We start from the raw sequence: 14,415 nt of genomic DNA, 5'->3' as shown, positions 1-14,415 counted from the left end.
GTTCAGTAGTCCCATGTCGATCACTCCTTTGACCCCCTCGCTCTTCGCTTGGGGGAGGGTCACATGGGTCAAATCTCAGTGGAAATTATGCGCCTACACGGGTCACTTCTCAGTGGAAATCAACAGCGAGTTCTTCGTTTTCATCGACGAGGCGCACCGGACCCAGTCGGGCAAGCTGGCCCGCGCGATGCGGACGATCCTGCCGGGCGCGGTGTTCTTCGGCTTCACCGGCACGCCATTGTTGCGGTCGGACAAGCAAACCTCGCTGGAGGTGTTCGGCCCCTACATCGGCACGCCCTACCGTTTCAACGAGGCGGTCGAGGATGGCGTCGTGCTGGACCTGCGGTACGAGGCGCGGGACATCGACCAGCGCGTGGCCTCGCCCAAGAAGATCGACGAATGGTTCGAGGCCAAGACCAAGGGCCTGACCCCGGTGGCCAAGGCGACCCTGAAACAGCGCTGGGGCACGCTGCAGCGCGTGCTGTCCTCGAAGGACCGGCTGGAACAGATCGCCAGCGACATCATCATGGACATGGAGCTGAAGCCGCGCCTCAAGGCGGGCCGCGGCAACGCCATGCTGGTGGCGGGGTCGATCCCCGAGGCCTGCAGGCTGTTCGAGATCTTCCGCAACTCCGGCTCGGACCTCGCCGGGAAGTGCGCCATCGTCACGTCCTACACGCGGAACGCCTCGGAATTGACCGGCGAAGAGGCCGGGATGGGCGAGACGGAAAAGCAATACGTCTATCGCGTCTATGACCGGTTGATGACCGATCTGGGCACGGATGAAGAGGCCTATGAGGCCGAGGCGCTGCGGAAGTTCCGCAAGGAACCGGCGCAGATGAAGCTGCTGATCGTTGTCAGCCGCCTACTGACCGGGTTCGACGCGCCGACGGCGACCTACATCTACATCGACAAGCAGATGCGCGATCACGGGCTGTTCCAGGCGATCTGCCGTGTGAACCGCCTGGATGGCGACGACAAGGATTACGGCTATGTCGTCGACTACAAGGACCTGTTCAAGAACATCGAGACAGCCGTCGAGGATTACACCTCGGGCGCCTTCGATGCCTTTGACGCGGCCGATGTTGAGGGGCTGATTTCTTCGCGGGCCGAAAAGGCGGGCGAAGACCTGATGACCGCGCGCGACGCGTGGTTCGGGCTGCTGGACCCCGTGGAACAGCCAAAGGGCGACGACCAAGTGCTTGCGTATTTCTCCAGCCCCGGAGGGTGGGAGGCCGATCCGCAGGCCGAGGAAAAGGCACGGCGGCGTCAGGCGCTCTACAAGCTGGCCGGTGCCTATGCCCGGGCCTTCGCAGCGGTGGCGGATGATCCCGCAGCCTCCGGGGTCAATGACCTGCAGTTGGCGCAGTACCGAAACGAGGTGGAACGGGCGATTTCGCTGCGTGATGCGGTGCGCCTGCACAGCGGTGATGCCGTGGACATGAAACAGTTCGAACCCACGATGCGGCACCTGATCGACACCTACATCAAGGCCGACCAATCCGAGGTGATCTCGCATCTGGACGATATCAGCCTGATCGACCTGGTGGCGAGCAAGGCGGCCGCAGTCGAGGGGGAGTTGCCGAGTTCCCTGAAGAACAAACGCGAGAACGTGGCCGAAGCCATCGAGAACAACGTGCGCAGGCTGATCATCGACGAAACGCCGGTGAACCCGAAGTTCTACGAACGAATGTCAGAACTGCTGACCGACCTCGTCAAGAAGCGGAAGGACGATGCCATCGCCTACGCGGAATACCTGGAAAAGATCGCGGAACTGGTCAGGGCGGTAAAGGCAGGGCACGGCAGCGAATACCCGACGACTATGACCACGCCGGGGCGCAAGGCGCTCTTTGACAATCTCGGTCAGGATGAAGTCGCTACCATGGCGGTCGATGAGGCAATCCGCAGCACAGCCCAGACGGGATGGCGCGGGAACAAGATGAAGGAGCGGATGCTGCGACGAAAGCTGCTGGAGATCCTCGAAACGGAGGACGCTGTGGACAGCATCATCGAGATCATCCGGTCGCATGATGAATACTGAACTGATCGAGATCGCCGGTCTTTCTGTCGAACTGGTCCGCAAACCGATCAAGAACCTGCATATTGGGGTCTATCCTCCTGCCGGTCGCGTGCGCGTCGCGGCCCCTCCGGCCATCAGTGAAGACGCCGTCCGGGTCGCGGTTGTGACCCGGCTGGGCTGGATCAAGAAGAAGCAGCGCGAGTTCGAAGGTCAGGCGCGACAACCCGAACGCCGATATGTCTCCGGCGAAACCCATTTTGTCTTCGGAAAACCGCTTAGGCTTCTGGTCCAGCCGAACGACAATAGCCGCTGTGCGATCCGGCCTGACGCTTCGGATCGCCTGACGATGTCGGTGCCAGCAGGCTCAACGACAGACATGAAAGCACACTGGATGGCGACGTGGTACAGGTCGCAGCTGCGGGAAAAGGCCGCTCCCCGCATCGCCAAGTGGTCGGATCGGCTAGGCGTGCCGATACCGCAGTGGGGCATCAGGTTGATGAAGACGAAGTGGGGCAGCTGCAATCCCGAAAAGGGGCTGGTGTGGCTGAACCTCGACATGGCGAAGAAGCCTCTGGTCGCCATCGACTACGTCATCCTGCATGAAATGGCCCATTTCGTTTCACCGCGACACGACGAACTCTTCCTGAACACCCTCGATCGTAACATGCCGGGATGGCGGCAAATCCGATCTGACCTCAACGCGCTGCCCCTGTCGGATGGAAGCTCCGTCTGAAAGTTCGATTTCTGTTCCATTCCACGAACGCCACTGGCGTCGAAGTGCTCAGGTTCTGCGAGGAACTGTCCCCATATTTTCAACTGGTTACGGGCTCTACACCGAAATCGAGCAGTCGAGAGGTCCGGAGAATATCGGGCTCAAGAGAACGTGTCCGGCTGCTGTGGCGAGGGCGTCAGTGCTCAGCCCCATCCGCATAACCTTCGAAAACAACGAGAAATTCCGGCCGCAGCCGGATCGGGAGAACGCTTTCTCAAGGGCAAATGGCGGAGAGGGTGGGATTCGAACCCACGGTGGGCGCAAACCCACTCCGGTTTTCGAGACCGGCGCGATCGACCACTCCGCCACCTCTCCGCGTTCGGTTGGTCATCTGCGGCGGGATTTAGCGGGGTGTTCGGACAAGTGCAACCCCGATTTGTGACCGGATGTGAACATGATGCGGGGCGCTTGCCCCTTGGCCGCGGGGCAGGGCGGGCATAGGCTGGCGGGACCGGCGGGGCGGCCGGAGCCAGACGGAGCATGCCATGCGATCCAGAGATTTCCCGGCCAGAGATTTACCGGCCCGGCGCGCAAGGGGCGGTTTGGCCTTGTGTTTCAGGGCGCCTCTGGCCGCGGTGACGCTTGGCTTCGCGCTGGCAGGCCCGTTTTCGATGCCGGTCCGGGCGGAGACCGCTGTCGCGACGGGGGCGGTCGGAACGCTCTCGGGGCTGATGCGGCTGGACGATCATTTCCGCATCATTGCCGAGGAAGGCGCGGCGCATGGCAAGAGCATCGAGGATTCGATGTTTCCGGGCCGGGGCGGCTCGGTCTGGGCGGCGGAGGTGGCGCGAATCTACGATGCCGCTGCGTTGCAGGGGCGGTTCGATGCAGCCTTCTCGGCTGCGCTGGCGGCAAATCCCGATGCGGTGGCCGCCGCCGCCGCCTTTTTCGGCTCGGACCTTGGCAAGCGGATCACCGCGCTGGAGGTCGAAGCACGCCGCGCGCTTCTGGATGAGGCGGTGACCGAAGCGGCCGAGGTGCAGGCCGAAAAGATGGCGGCCGCACGCGATCCGCGGCTGCGGCTGATCCGCCAGCTGATCGAGGCCGGCAATATGGTGGAGCAGAATGCCACGAGTTCGATGACCGGCTATCTGGCCTTCAACACCGGGCTTGAATCCGCACTGCCAGAAAACCGGCGCACCCCGGCAGAGGATCTGATGACCGGCATCTGGGGGCAGGAGGCGCAGATGCGGGCCGATGCCACGGACTGGCTGGTCACCTATATGGTTTTGGCCTATGGACCGCTGCCAGATGACGAGCTGCGCGCCTATATCGCCTTCATGCAGACCGATGCCGCAAAGGCGGTGAATGCCGCCATGTTCGCCGCCTATGACGCGGCATTCTCGCCCGCGCTGAAAGAGCTGGGGTTCGAGGCGGGACGCACCCTGCAGGGCCGCGATATCTGATTGACACCCGGGCCGGGCAGGACCATAAGCGCGCATCCGGCCCGGGGTGCGACTCCCGGGCGGATTCCATATTGACGATCGCACCCGGAAGGGGCGCGCTGTCCGAGGCGGGGGTCACCCCGGCAACACCCGGAAACGGGGGCCGCAGGACGCGGAACACGAAGGAAGACGGACATGACCTTTGCGGTCCTGAAGACCGGCGGCAAGCAATACAAGGTGCAGGCGGGTGACGTGCTGCGCGTGGAAAAGCTTGACGCTGTGGCTGGTGACAAGATCCAGTTCAACGAAATCCTGATGGTGGACACCACCGTCGGCGTGCCCTTCGTGGCCGGCGCCGCGGTGCAGGCCGAAGTGATCGACCAGATCAAGGGCCCGAAGACCATCTCGTATCACAAGCGCCGCCGGAAGCATTCGTCGCAGCGCACCCGGGGCCACCGTCAGCAGCTGACCCTGGTCCGTGTGACCGAGGTTCTGGCCGCGGGCGCTGATGCCACCGGCGTGAAGGCCGCCACCGGCACCGCCGATGCGCGCCGCGCCGCCCACGAAACCGCGAAGTAAGGAGCGAGTTCCATGGCACATAAAAAGGCAGGCGGCTCGTCCCGCAACGGCCGCGACTCGGCCGGTCGTCGTCTCGGCGTGAAGCTCTATGGCGGTCAGGCCGCCATTCCGGGCAACATCATCGTGCGTCAGCGCGGCACCACCTGGTTCCCGGGTGAAGGCGTCGGCATGGGCACCGACCACACCATCTTCGCGACCGTCGAAGGCAAGGTGTCGTTCAAGAAAGGCCTGAAGGGCCGGACCTTCATTTCGGTCCTCCCGGTGGCCGAGGCCGCAGAGTAAGCCGAACCGTCACGTTTGACAGATAAACGGGGGATCGGCAGCAAAGCCGGTCCCCCGCTTCCTTTTCAGGGCAGCCTTTGGGGACCGGGCCGAACGGCGGGGTTCCCGCCGCAACCAAGGCGACGGAAGGCCGCGATGCCCGCTTTCATCTTTTTTGACTCCGGCGCCGGGACAGATGCGCAACGCTTGCGGGAAATCTCCGCCATGCGGGCGCTGTTTTGCCCGGTTTCGGCCGTGAAGCTGTTTGAAAACCGGGGCTTCGGCCCCACATGTGCTTCGAAGGAGGGAAGCCATGGTTCTTGATACGATTGCCGCCGCTGCCGAAGGGCAGATCGCCGCGGGCCGTTTCGTGCTGCGCCCGGTGCGGGTGTCGGACGCCGGGCTGATCGCGCATCATGCGGGCGACCGCCGGGTGGCCGAGGCGACGCAGAACATCCCGCACCCGTTCCCTCCGGGCGCGGCAGAGGCCTTTGTGGCCCGGGCGATGAAACATGAACGGCCCGGTTCGGTCTGGGTGATGGACGGATCGGCCAGCGGCCTGTCCGAGCTTCTGGGCATCCTGAGCCTGAAGCCGATGGAAGTGGCCGAGGGCCGCCACGGGCAGTCCGAAGTGGCCTATTGGGTCGCGCCCGCCTTCTGGAACACCGGCATCGCCACCGAGGCGCTGCAGGCGCTGATCGCGGCCAATCCCCTGGGCGACTGCACCTATTTCGCCGAGGTGTTTCAGGACAACCCCGGATCGGCCCGGGTGCTGACCAATTGCGGCTTCGTCTATCTCGGCGATGCCGAGGCGTTTTCGGTGGCCCGCAATGCCATGGTGCCGACCTGGACCTATACGCGGAAGCTGCGGAAATGATCCGGGACGCCACGCCTGCGGATGCTGCCGCCATCGCCGCCATCTACAATGATGCAGTGCTGAACACGACGGCGATCTGGAACGAGATCACCGTCGATGCGGCGAACCGGGTGGCGTGGATGGCGGCGCGGCGCGGGGCGGGCTTTCCCGTGCTCGTGGCCGAGGTTGACGGCACTGTCGCCGGCTATGCCAGCTACGGCCCCTGGCGGGCGTTCGACGGATACCGCGCGACGGCGGAACATTCGGTCTATGTGGCCACGGATTTCCGTGGCCGTGGTCTGGCGCGTGCGCTGATGCAGGCGCTGATCGCCCGGGCACGTGGGCAGGGGCTGCATGTTCTGGTGGCGGCGATCGAGGCGGAGAATGCCGCCTCGGTCGCGCTGCACCGCAGCTTGGGCTTCGGCAATGACCATGTGATGCGGCAGGTGGGGCAGAAGTTTGGCCGCTGGCTGGACCTCATGTTCATGGAACTGCGGCTGGACGCGCGACCACATCCGTGACGGCTGTTCCGGGCCGTCCCCGCGCAGGGGGCGCTGCCCCCTCGGGCCTTGCGGCCCTCACCCCCGGGATATTTAGACCAGTATGAATGGGCAAAGGTCTTTCATACTGGTTCAAATATCCCCGCCGGAGGCCCCGGTTTCCGCAAGGCGCGCCGATCCGGATGGGCGGCTTGCTTGAGAAGCGGCGCCAGTTTGTGTATCGCCTGTATGACCAACAGAAAGCCGTGACCGATGAAGTTTCTTGACCTTGCCAAAGTCTACATCCGCTCGGGCGGGGGCGGGGCGGGCTGCGTCTCGTTCCGGCGCGAAAAGTTCATCGAATTCGGCGGGCCGGATGGCGGCGACGGCGGCCATGGCGGCTCTGTCTATGCCGTGGCGGTCGAGGGGCTGAACACGCTGATCGACTATCGTTATCAGCAGCATTTCTTTGCCAAGTCCGGCCAGCCCGGCATGGGCAACCAGAAGACCGGCAAATCGGGCGATGACATCGTGCTGAAGGTGCCCTTGGGGACCGAGATTCTGGACGAGGACGAGGAAACCGTTCTGGCCGACCTGACCGAGCCGGGTCAGCGCGTGCTGATTGCCCAGGGCGGCAATGGCGGCTGGGGCAACCTGCGGTTCAAGTCCAGCACCAACCGCGCGCCGGGACGGGCCAATCCGGGGCAGGAAGGGATTGAGCGCACGATCTGGCTGCGGCTGAAGCTGATTGCGGATGCAGGGCTGGTGGGGCTGCCCAATGCGGGCAAGTCGACCTTCCTGGCCGCGGTATCGAACGCCCGCCCGAAGATCGCGGATTATCCCTTCACCACGCTGGTGCCCAATCTGGGCGTGGTCGGGATCGACGGGCATGAATTCGTGATGGCCGACATTCCCGGCCTGATCGAAGGCGCCAGCGAGGGCCGCGGTCTGGGGATGCAGTTCCTGGCGCATGTGGAGCGGTGCAAGGTGCTGCTGCATCTGGTGGACGGTACCTCGTCCACGATCACCAAGGATTACCGCACCATCGTGACCGAGCTGGAGGCCTATTCCGACATTCTGGGCGACAAGCCCCGCATCCTTGCGCTGAACAAGGTGGATGCGATGGATTCGAAGCAGATCAGCGACCGTCGTCGCGCGCTGGAAAAGGCCAGCGGCGGGCCGGTCTTCGTGATCTCGGGCGCGGCGGGCAAGGGCATCCCCGAGGTGCTGCGCGCGATCTATGCCGAAATCCGCGGCGCCGATCCCATCGAGGAGACCGGGCCGTGGCAACCGTAAGCGGGGCAGCCGTGATGGATCTGCGGGCGCCCGATGTGCGGGCGGCGCGGCGGCTGGTGGTCAAGATCGGCTCGGCCCTGTTGGTGGACCGGGCGAAAGGGCTGAAGCAGGGCTGGCTGTCGGCCCTTGCGCTGGATGTGGCCGAGGCCAAGACCCGCGGGGCAGAGGTGGTGCTGGTCTCCTCCGGCTCCATCGCGCTCGGGCGGATCGTGCTGGGGCTGCCGGCGGGGCCTTTGACGCTGGAGCAGTCACAGGCGGCGGCGGCGGTGGGGCAGATCCGCCTCGCGCGGGCCTATGAAGAGGTGCTGGCGCCGCATGGCATCACCACGGCGCAGGTTCTGGTGACGCTGGAGGATACCGAGGACCGGCGGCGCTATCTGAACAGCCGGGCCACGATGGAAACCCTGCTGGGCCTGCATGTCGTGCCCATCGTGAACGAGAATGACACGGTGGCCACCGACGAGATCCGCTTTGGCGACAACGACCGGCTGGCCGCGCAGATTGCCGTGACGGTGGGGGCGGATCAGCTGATCCTTCTGTCGGATGTGGACGGGTTCTACACCGCCAATCCGAAAGAGGACGCCACGGCCACACGGTTCGATGTGGTGGACCGCATCACGCCCGAGATCGAGGCGATGGCGGGCGATCCGATTTCCGGCCTGTCGAAGGGCGGGATGAAGACCAAGCTTCTGGCCGCCAAAACTGCGGTGGCGGGCGGCTGTGCCATGGCGATCATGGAAGGATCGACCCTGCGCCCGCTGAAGGCGCTGGCCGAGGGGGCGACGCGGACATGGTTCGTGCCCGAAGGCGACCCGCAGCAGGCGCGCAAGCGCTGGATCTCGGCCATGAAGCCGAAGGGAGAGCTGGTGCTGGACGCGGGCGCGGTGTCGGCGCTGCGGGCCGGGAAGAGCCTGCTGCCCGCCGGGGTGACCAAGGTCACCGGCAAGTTCGGGCGGGGGGAGCCGGTGGCGATCTTGTCGCCCGAAGGGGTGGTGCTGGGCAAGGGGCTGGTGCGCTACACCAGCGCCGAGGCGAAGGCGATTGCCGGGCACCGGTCCGGCGAGATCGAGGCGATCCTTGGCTATCAGGGCCGGGCGGCGCTGGTGCATCGGGATGATATGGTGGTCTGAGGACCGGCCGGGGAGGGGGCGCTGCCCCCGTCGCGTTCCGCGACCCCCCCGGAGTATTTGGATCAAGAGGAAGCGACAGATGGACGGGCAATTCACGGATCTGATGGGCGAGATCGGCACCAAGGCGAAGGCGGCGGCGCTGGAACTGGCCTGCGCCTCGTCCGAGCGGAAGGCGGCGGCGCTGTTGTCGGCGGCGGATGCGGTCTGGGCGCGGCGGCGGGAGATTCTGGACGCGAATTGTCTGGATCTGGATTATGGCACCGAAAAGGGCCTGAGCGCGTCGATGATGGACCGCTTACGGCTGGATGAGAACCGGCTGCGCGGGATCGTGGACAGCTTGCGCTCTGTAGCCGAGCAGAAGGACCCGGTCGGCCGCGTTCTGGCGGAATGGGACCGGCCGAACGGGCTGCATATCCAGCGGGTGGCCACGCCCATCGGTGTAATCGGGGTGATTTATGAAAGCCGGCCGAATGTGACGGCGGATGCCGGGGCGTTGGCGCTGAAATCCGGCAATGCGGTGATCCTGCGCGGCGGATCGGAAAGCTTTCATTCGTCCGAGGCAATCCATGACTGCATGGTGGCGGGGCTGCGGGCGGCAGGCCTGCCCGAGGCGGCGATCCAGCTGATCCCGACGCGCGACCGCGAGATGGTCACGGCCATGCTGCAGGCGGTGGCCCATATCGACGTGATCGTGCCCCGCGGCGGCAAGGGTCTTGTCGGGCTGGTGCAGCGCGAGGCGCGGGTGCCGGTCTTCGCCCATCTGGAAGGGATCTGCCACGTCTATGCCGACAAGGATGCCGATCTGGAAAAGGCCCGGGCCGTGGTGCTGAACGCCAAGACCCGGCGGACGGGCATCTGCGGCTCTGCCGAGTGCCTGCTGATCGACTGGCGGTTCTACACCCAGCATGGCGCCGTGCTGATCGAGGATCTGCTGAAGGCGGGCGTCGAGGTGCGGACCGAGGGCGAATTGCTGAAGATTCCCGGCACGGTGAAGGCCGCGCCGGAGGATTTCGGGCGCGAGTTTCTGGACATGATCATCGCGGCCAAGCTGGTCGATGGTGTGGATGAGGCGATTGCCCATATCCGCAAATACGGCAGCCAGCATACCGAGGCCGTGCTGACCGAAAATGACGCCGTGGCCGAGCAGTTCTTCCGCGAGCTGGATTCGGCGATCCTTCTGCGCAATGCATCGACCCAGTTTGCCGATGGCGGCGAATTCGGGATGGGGGCGGAGATCGGCATTGCCACCGGCAAGCTGCATGCCCGCGGTCCCGTGGGGGCCGAACAATTGTGCAGCTTCAAATATCTGGTGACGGGGGATGGCACCATCCGGACCTGAGACCGGCCAGCGCTGAGGCAAGCGCGCAACACCGGGGGTGCATACTCCGGTATGCCGGGAATGTGCTGGAAAGGATGGGGGCAGGCGACGTAACCGGCGGGAAGCCAAGACTTTCCCGAAGAATGCACCATGCCGCCCGTTGAAGATCATCCTCTGCGCTATGCCACCGTCAACGAACTGCACGCCCGGCCGTTTCCCGCGCTGGACGTGCCTTCGACCGCGGTGTTCCTGGGCTTCAAGGAACCGGTCGATGCCGCGAACCGCGACCGGGGCCGCGATCTGGCGCATCTGACGGCACTGATCGACCGGCATGGCGGCGCCCATCCGCAGCCGGGCGCCAACCATTATTCCGGTCAGATCGGCCGGTCGGTGCTGAAATGGGAAAGCCACACCGAATTCGTGACCTATTCGGCCTTTGCTTCGGGCGTCAGTGCGCGGCCCTTCGATCCGGCTGAAGACTGGGTTTTCCCCGAGGAATGGCAGGCGGCCGCGCCGGGGTTGCGGCTGACCTCGGTCCTAATCCGGATCGAGCCGATGCCCGACACCGAGGAGGAGGTGCTGCGGCTGACCGAAAGCTGGTTCGTGCCGGAAAGCCTGGCCCTGTCGCGGGTGGTGGACGGGGCGGCCGTGGTGGCGGGGGATTTCCGCATCGACGAGTCGGGCCACATGCGCTTTGCCGTTTTCGTGCGCCCGGGCACCGGGCCGCGCCGGGTGGGCCGGATCGTGCAGCGGCTGTGCGAGATCGAGACCTATCGCGCCATGTCCATGTTGGGGTTGATGCGGTCGCGTGATCTGTCGGCGCGGCTGAACGGGCTGGACCCGCGGCTTTCTGCGCTGGTGGCGGGGCTGGATACCGCGACCAGTGCCGAGACGACGCTGCATGACCTTCTGTCCATCTCGGCAGAGCTGGAGCGGCTGGCCGTGCAGCACACGTTCCGCTTCGGGGCGACGCGGGCCTATGAGGCCATTCTGGTGCAGCGGGTCGAGGTGCTGCGGGAAGAACGCATCGAGGGCCGCCAGACCTTTGGTGAGTTCATGACGCGACGGTATGATCCGGCGATGCGCACGGTGAAGTCGACCGAGCGGCGGCTGGAGGCGATGTCCGAACGGGCCGAACGGGCGGCGGAACTCTTGCGCACCCGGGTGGATGTGGAACGCAGCGCGCAGAACCAGAGGCTTTTGGAAAGCATGGACCAGCGCGCCGATCTGGCATTGCGGCTGCAGCACACGGTTGAAGGTCTGTCGGTGGTGGCGATCAGCTATTATGCCGTCAGCCTTGCCTCCTATGCGCTTTATCCCGCGGCCAAGGCGGCGGGCCTGTCGAAAGAGATGCTGACGGCGGCGCTGGTTCTGCCGGTGCTGGCGATGGTCTGGCTTGCGGTGCGGCGCATCCGCAAGAAGTTCCACTAGGAAACGCGGGCGGGGACGACCATTCCGGTGACGATCGCCTCCACAAGCTCGGGCACCTCTTCGCGCAGCGGCAGCTGATCGGACAGCAGGAGATACCAGATCATCGCCACGATGCGCTGTTCGGCGCGGCGGACGGGCAGGGTGGGGGCAAGCTCTCCACGCGCCCGCGCCCGTGCGATCATACGGTCGATATGGTGCCAGCGGGCGCGGCGTTCCTCGTTCAGGGCGTCCTGCACCGACGGATCGGTCTGCGCTTCGGCGATCAGCAGGCGCAGGATCGGGCCAATCGGCGGCTGGCCACTTTCGCCGGTCAGCCGGGCGAACATCGGGGTGAAATAGGCCGTCATGTCGCCGGGCAGGCTGCCGGTGTCGGGGACCGGAATCTCCAGCTTGGCACGCGAGTAGAGCGCCAGCAGAAGATGCGCCTTCGACGGCCACCAGCGGTAGACCGTGGCTTTGCCCGCGCGGGCCCGCCGGGCCACCGCCTCCATCGTAACGCTGGCATAGCCGTCTTCGCGGATCAGGGCCTCGGCGGCGTCCAGAACCGCCGCCTCGGTTTCCGGGTTGCGGCGCGCACCGATCGAGACGCGCTTTTCGTCATCGGACATGGTTCCTCCCCCCGGAAGACTCACTTGCAAAACGAAACGTTCCGTTCTATTTAATCGGAACGATGCGTTTCATAGGAGTCGTGCCATGGCCGAGGCCGCAAGTAAACCCCGCATGCCGTCGCGGCTGCGCTTTGCCCTTTTGGTGGGGGCGGCGGTTTACCCGCTGATCACCCTGATTCTGGAGGTTGTGCTGACCCTGACGCCGGGCTGGCCCTTGCCGGCCCGCACCGCTCTGGTCGTGCCGATCATGGTCACCTGCATGGTCTGGGGGATCATCCCCTTCATCCAGACCCGGCTGCGCCACTGGCTCTGACCGCTCAACGCCCGCGGATCCGCGGATCCAGCGCGTCGCGCAGCCCGTCGCCGATATAGTTGACCGACAGCACCGTCAGCGAAATCGCGACACCCGGATAGACCACGCGGCTGGGATAGGTGGTCAGGTTGCCATAGCCTTCGAACAGCAGCCTGCCCCAGGTGGGGAAATCGGGCGGGAAGCCCAGCCCCAGGAAGGACAGCACCGATTCCGTGATGATGGCGCCCGCGATGCAGAGCGTGGCCGCAACCATCACGGCGGACATCACATTGGGCAGGATATGGCGGATGATGATGCGCCGCGGCGGCGTGCCGATCGACCGCGCGGCCAGCACGAATTCCCGCTCTTTCAGCGCCAGCACCTGTCCGCGGACGATCCGGGCCGAGTGCATCCAGGAGGTCAGCCCGATGCCCAGCACGACCAGCACGAAGGCGCCCATCTCGGGACCGAGGACGCTTTTCATCTGCTGGCCATAAAGGAACATCAGCACCAGCAGCAACGGCAGCAGCGGCAGGGCCAGAAACAGATCGGTCACCCGCATCAAAAGCCCGTCCAGCCGACGGAAATAGCCTGACAGCACCCCGACGAGCGTGCCCAGGAAAATCGATACCATCATGGCGACCAGTCCCACCGCCAGCGAGACGCGGCCCCCCTGCATCATGCGGCGCAGCACATCCTGCCCGACCTGATCAATGCCCAGGGGATGCGCCCAGCTGGGCGGCTTGTTGCGGTTCAGGATGGCCTGCGCCGTGGTGCCCATGTCGGGCTTCCATACCATGGGCCCGAAGACCACAAGCACGACAAGCACCGACAGCACGACCAGCCCGGCCATCGCGCCCTTGTGGCGGCGGAACTGGTTCCAGACATCGGCCCATTGGCTGCGCGGGGCTTCGATAACCTGCGGGGCGCGGGGGGCGGCTGTGTCAGTCATAGCGGATACGCGGGTCCAGAAGGCCGTAAAGGATATCGGCGACAAGGTTGAACAGCACGATCAGGATCGCGGTGATGAAGGTGATGGTCTGCACGACGGGCAGGTCATTGGCATGGATCGCACCGATCAGCGCAGCGCCGATCCCGTTGATCTTGAACACCTGTTCGGTAATGATTGCGCCACCGAAGACCGAAGGCAGGCCAAGCGCAATGATGGTCACCACCGGGATCATCGAATTGCGGGCCACGTGTTTCAGCACGACCGTGCCTTCGCCCATGCCCTTGGCGCGGGCGGTGCGGGCGTAATCCTGGCTCAGGTTCTCCAGCATGGATGACCGGGTGTAACGGCTGATCTCGGCCGCGTTGTACAGGCCCAGCACCAGCACGGGCAGTGCCATCTGCCGGATCTGCGCGCCGAAGCTGGCCCAGTCCGTGATGCGTAGCGAAGTGTCATAGATCGACGGGAACCAGAAGAAGCTGTCCCGCGGGATCATGACCGAGAAGATCAGGATCAGCACCACCCCGGTAAAGAAGGTGGGCACCGAATAGCCGACCATCGACACGAAGGTGCCGGCCTGATCGAACCAGCTGTATTGCCGATAGGCGGAATAGATGCCGATGGGCAGCGCGATCAGGATGGCGACCAGATAGGCGGTGCCGATCACGATCAGCGTCTGGGGCAGACGCTCGGCAATGATCTGGAAAACCGGGGCACGGCTGGAATAGCTGATGATCCGCTGCGCGCCCTGCGCATAGTCGGTGCCGAACATATGGTCGATGGCATAAAGCGGCTCGTGCCAGAAAAACTGTTTCAACCACAGCAGATAGCGGACATAGACGGGCTGGTTTACCCCCAGGGATTCCAGGATTTTCTGGCGCACCTCGGCCGGCACGGTCAGCGGAATGTCCGAGGCGGGAGAGCCCGGGGCCAGATCGACCAGCAGGAAAATGACGAGACTGATGAGCAGAAGCGTCGGGATGGCGATGAGTAGCCGTCGAAGCGCGAAGGTCAGCATGGCGGCGCCTTTGGTCAGCAG

The 14,415-nt window shown here is 64.9% G+C and carries 15 protein-coding genes and 1 tRNA gene; 12 read left to right on the top strand and 4 right to left on the bottom strand.

The window, feature by feature from the left end:
- Both ACO2Q5_RS19445 and ACO2Q5_RS19440 read left to right on the top strand, forming a co-directional pair.
- On the top strand, positions 1–2,041 hold a 2,041-nt coding region (locus ACO2Q5_RS19445), incomplete at its 5' end, for a type I restriction enzyme subunit R domain-containing protein (protein WP_423294110.1).
- On the top strand, positions 2,031–2,753 hold the full coding sequence (locus ACO2Q5_RS19440) for a M48 family metallopeptidase (RefSeq protein WP_423294108.1): 723 nt from the start codon (positions 2,031–2,033) through the stop codon (positions 2,751–2,753). The genes ACO2Q5_RS19445 and ACO2Q5_RS19440, both read left to right, overlap by 11 nt.
- A gap of 264 nt (positions 2,754–3,017) precedes the next feature.
- Here the strand turns inward: ACO2Q5_RS19440 and ACO2Q5_RS19435 are convergent.
- Positions 3,018–3,107: transfer RNA gene (locus ACO2Q5_RS19435), tRNA-Ser, on the bottom strand.
- Between the two features lie 233 nt (positions 3,108–3,340).
- Here ACO2Q5_RS19435 and ACO2Q5_RS19430 point away from each other — a divergent pair.
- The 9 genes from ACO2Q5_RS19430 to ACO2Q5_RS19390 all read left to right on the top strand — a co-directional run bounded on the left by ACO2Q5_RS19430 (position 3,341) and on the right by ACO2Q5_RS19390 (position 11,527).
- Entirely contained in the window at positions 3,341–4,198 is an 858-nt protein-coding gene (locus tag ACO2Q5_RS19430) for a hypothetical protein (RefSeq protein WP_423294106.1), read from the top strand.
- 174 nt (positions 4,199–4,372) lie between these two features.
- Positions 4,373–4,756, top strand: a complete 384-nt coding sequence (rplU, locus tag ACO2Q5_RS19425) for a 50S ribosomal protein L21 (RefSeq protein ID WP_423294104.1) — start codon at positions 4,373–4,375, stop codon at positions 4,754–4,756.
- Positions 4,757–4,768: 12 nt separating this feature from the next.
- On the top strand, positions 4,769–5,038 hold the full coding sequence (rpmA, locus tag ACO2Q5_RS19420; RefSeq protein ID WP_146285497.1) for a 50S ribosomal protein L27: 270 nt from the start codon (positions 4,769–4,771) through the stop codon (positions 5,036–5,038).
- A gap of 292 nt (positions 5,039–5,330) precedes the next feature.
- Entirely contained in the window at positions 5,331–5,894 is a 564-nt protein-coding gene (locus tag ACO2Q5_RS19415; RefSeq protein WP_423294102.1) for a GNAT family N-acetyltransferase, read from the top strand.
- Positions 5,891–6,394 (top strand): GNAT family N-acetyltransferase, encoded by a 504-nt coding sequence (locus tag ACO2Q5_RS19410; protein WP_423294100.1) that lies wholly within the window; start codon positions 5,891–5,893, stop codon positions 6,392–6,394. The genes ACO2Q5_RS19415 and ACO2Q5_RS19410 overlap by 4 nt, the downstream gene beginning before the upstream one ends.
- Before the next feature lie 231 nt (positions 6,395–6,625).
- Entirely contained in the window at positions 6,626–7,648 is a 1,023-nt protein-coding gene (gene obgE / locus ACO2Q5_RS19405; RefSeq protein WP_423294098.1) for a GTPase ObgE, read from the top strand.
- A 14-nt stretch (positions 7,649–7,662) separates the two neighbouring features.
- Positions 7,663–8,778, top strand: coding sequence for a glutamate 5-kinase (gene proB / locus ACO2Q5_RS19400; RefSeq protein WP_423294116.1), 1,116 nt, complete (start codon positions 7,663–7,665; stop codon positions 8,776–8,778).
- A gap of 79 nt (positions 8,779–8,857) precedes the next feature.
- Entirely contained in the window at positions 8,858–10,117 is a 1,260-nt protein-coding gene (locus ACO2Q5_RS19395; RefSeq protein WP_423294096.1) for a glutamate-5-semialdehyde dehydrogenase, read from the top strand.
- Positions 10,118–10,246: 129 nt separating this feature from the next.
- Complete coding sequence (locus tag ACO2Q5_RS19390) at positions 10,247–11,527, top strand: DUF3422 family protein (RefSeq protein ID WP_423294094.1); 1,281 nt, start codon at positions 10,247–10,249, stop codon at positions 11,525–11,527.
- Here ACO2Q5_RS19390 and ACO2Q5_RS19385 read toward each other — a convergent pair.
- On the bottom strand, positions 11,524–12,135 hold the full coding sequence (locus ACO2Q5_RS19385; protein ID WP_423294092.1) for a TetR/AcrR family transcriptional regulator: 612 nt from the start codon (positions 12,133–12,135) through the stop codon (positions 11,524–11,526). The genes ACO2Q5_RS19390 and ACO2Q5_RS19385 overlap by 4 nt on opposite strands.
- Positions 12,136–12,220: 85 nt before the next feature.
- Here ACO2Q5_RS19385 and ACO2Q5_RS19380 point away from each other — a divergent pair, with 85 nt between their 5' ends.
- Positions 12,221–12,448: a hypothetical protein gene (locus ACO2Q5_RS19380; protein ID WP_423294090.1), complete on the top strand. Its 228-nt coding sequence runs from the start codon at positions 12,221–12,223 to the stop codon at positions 12,446–12,448.
- Positions 12,449–12,452: 4 nt separating this feature from the next.
- Here ACO2Q5_RS19380 and ACO2Q5_RS19375 read toward each other — a convergent pair whose 3' ends face one another.
- Together ACO2Q5_RS19375 and ACO2Q5_RS19370 are read right to left on the bottom strand one after the other, a co-directional pair.
- Entirely contained in the window at positions 12,453–13,379 is a 927-nt protein-coding gene (locus ACO2Q5_RS19375; RefSeq protein WP_423294088.1) for an ABC transporter permease, read from the bottom strand.
- A complete protein-coding gene (locus ACO2Q5_RS19370) occupies positions 13,372–14,394 on the bottom strand; it encodes an ABC transporter permease (protein ID WP_423294086.1) in 1,023 nt (340 codons plus the stop codon). The genes ACO2Q5_RS19375 and ACO2Q5_RS19370 overlap by 8 nt, the downstream gene beginning before the upstream one ends.
- Positions 14,395–14,415: the final 21 nt, after the last annotated feature.

This window comes from Neotabrizicola sp. VNH66 (genome assembly GCF_049445895.1).
Lineage (GTDB): Bacteria > Pseudomonadota > Alphaproteobacteria > Rhodobacterales > Rhodobacteraceae > Pseudogemmobacter.
The sequence above is the reverse complement of the archived record's forward strand: the minus strand, read 5'-3'. Positions and strand labels throughout refer to the sequence as shown.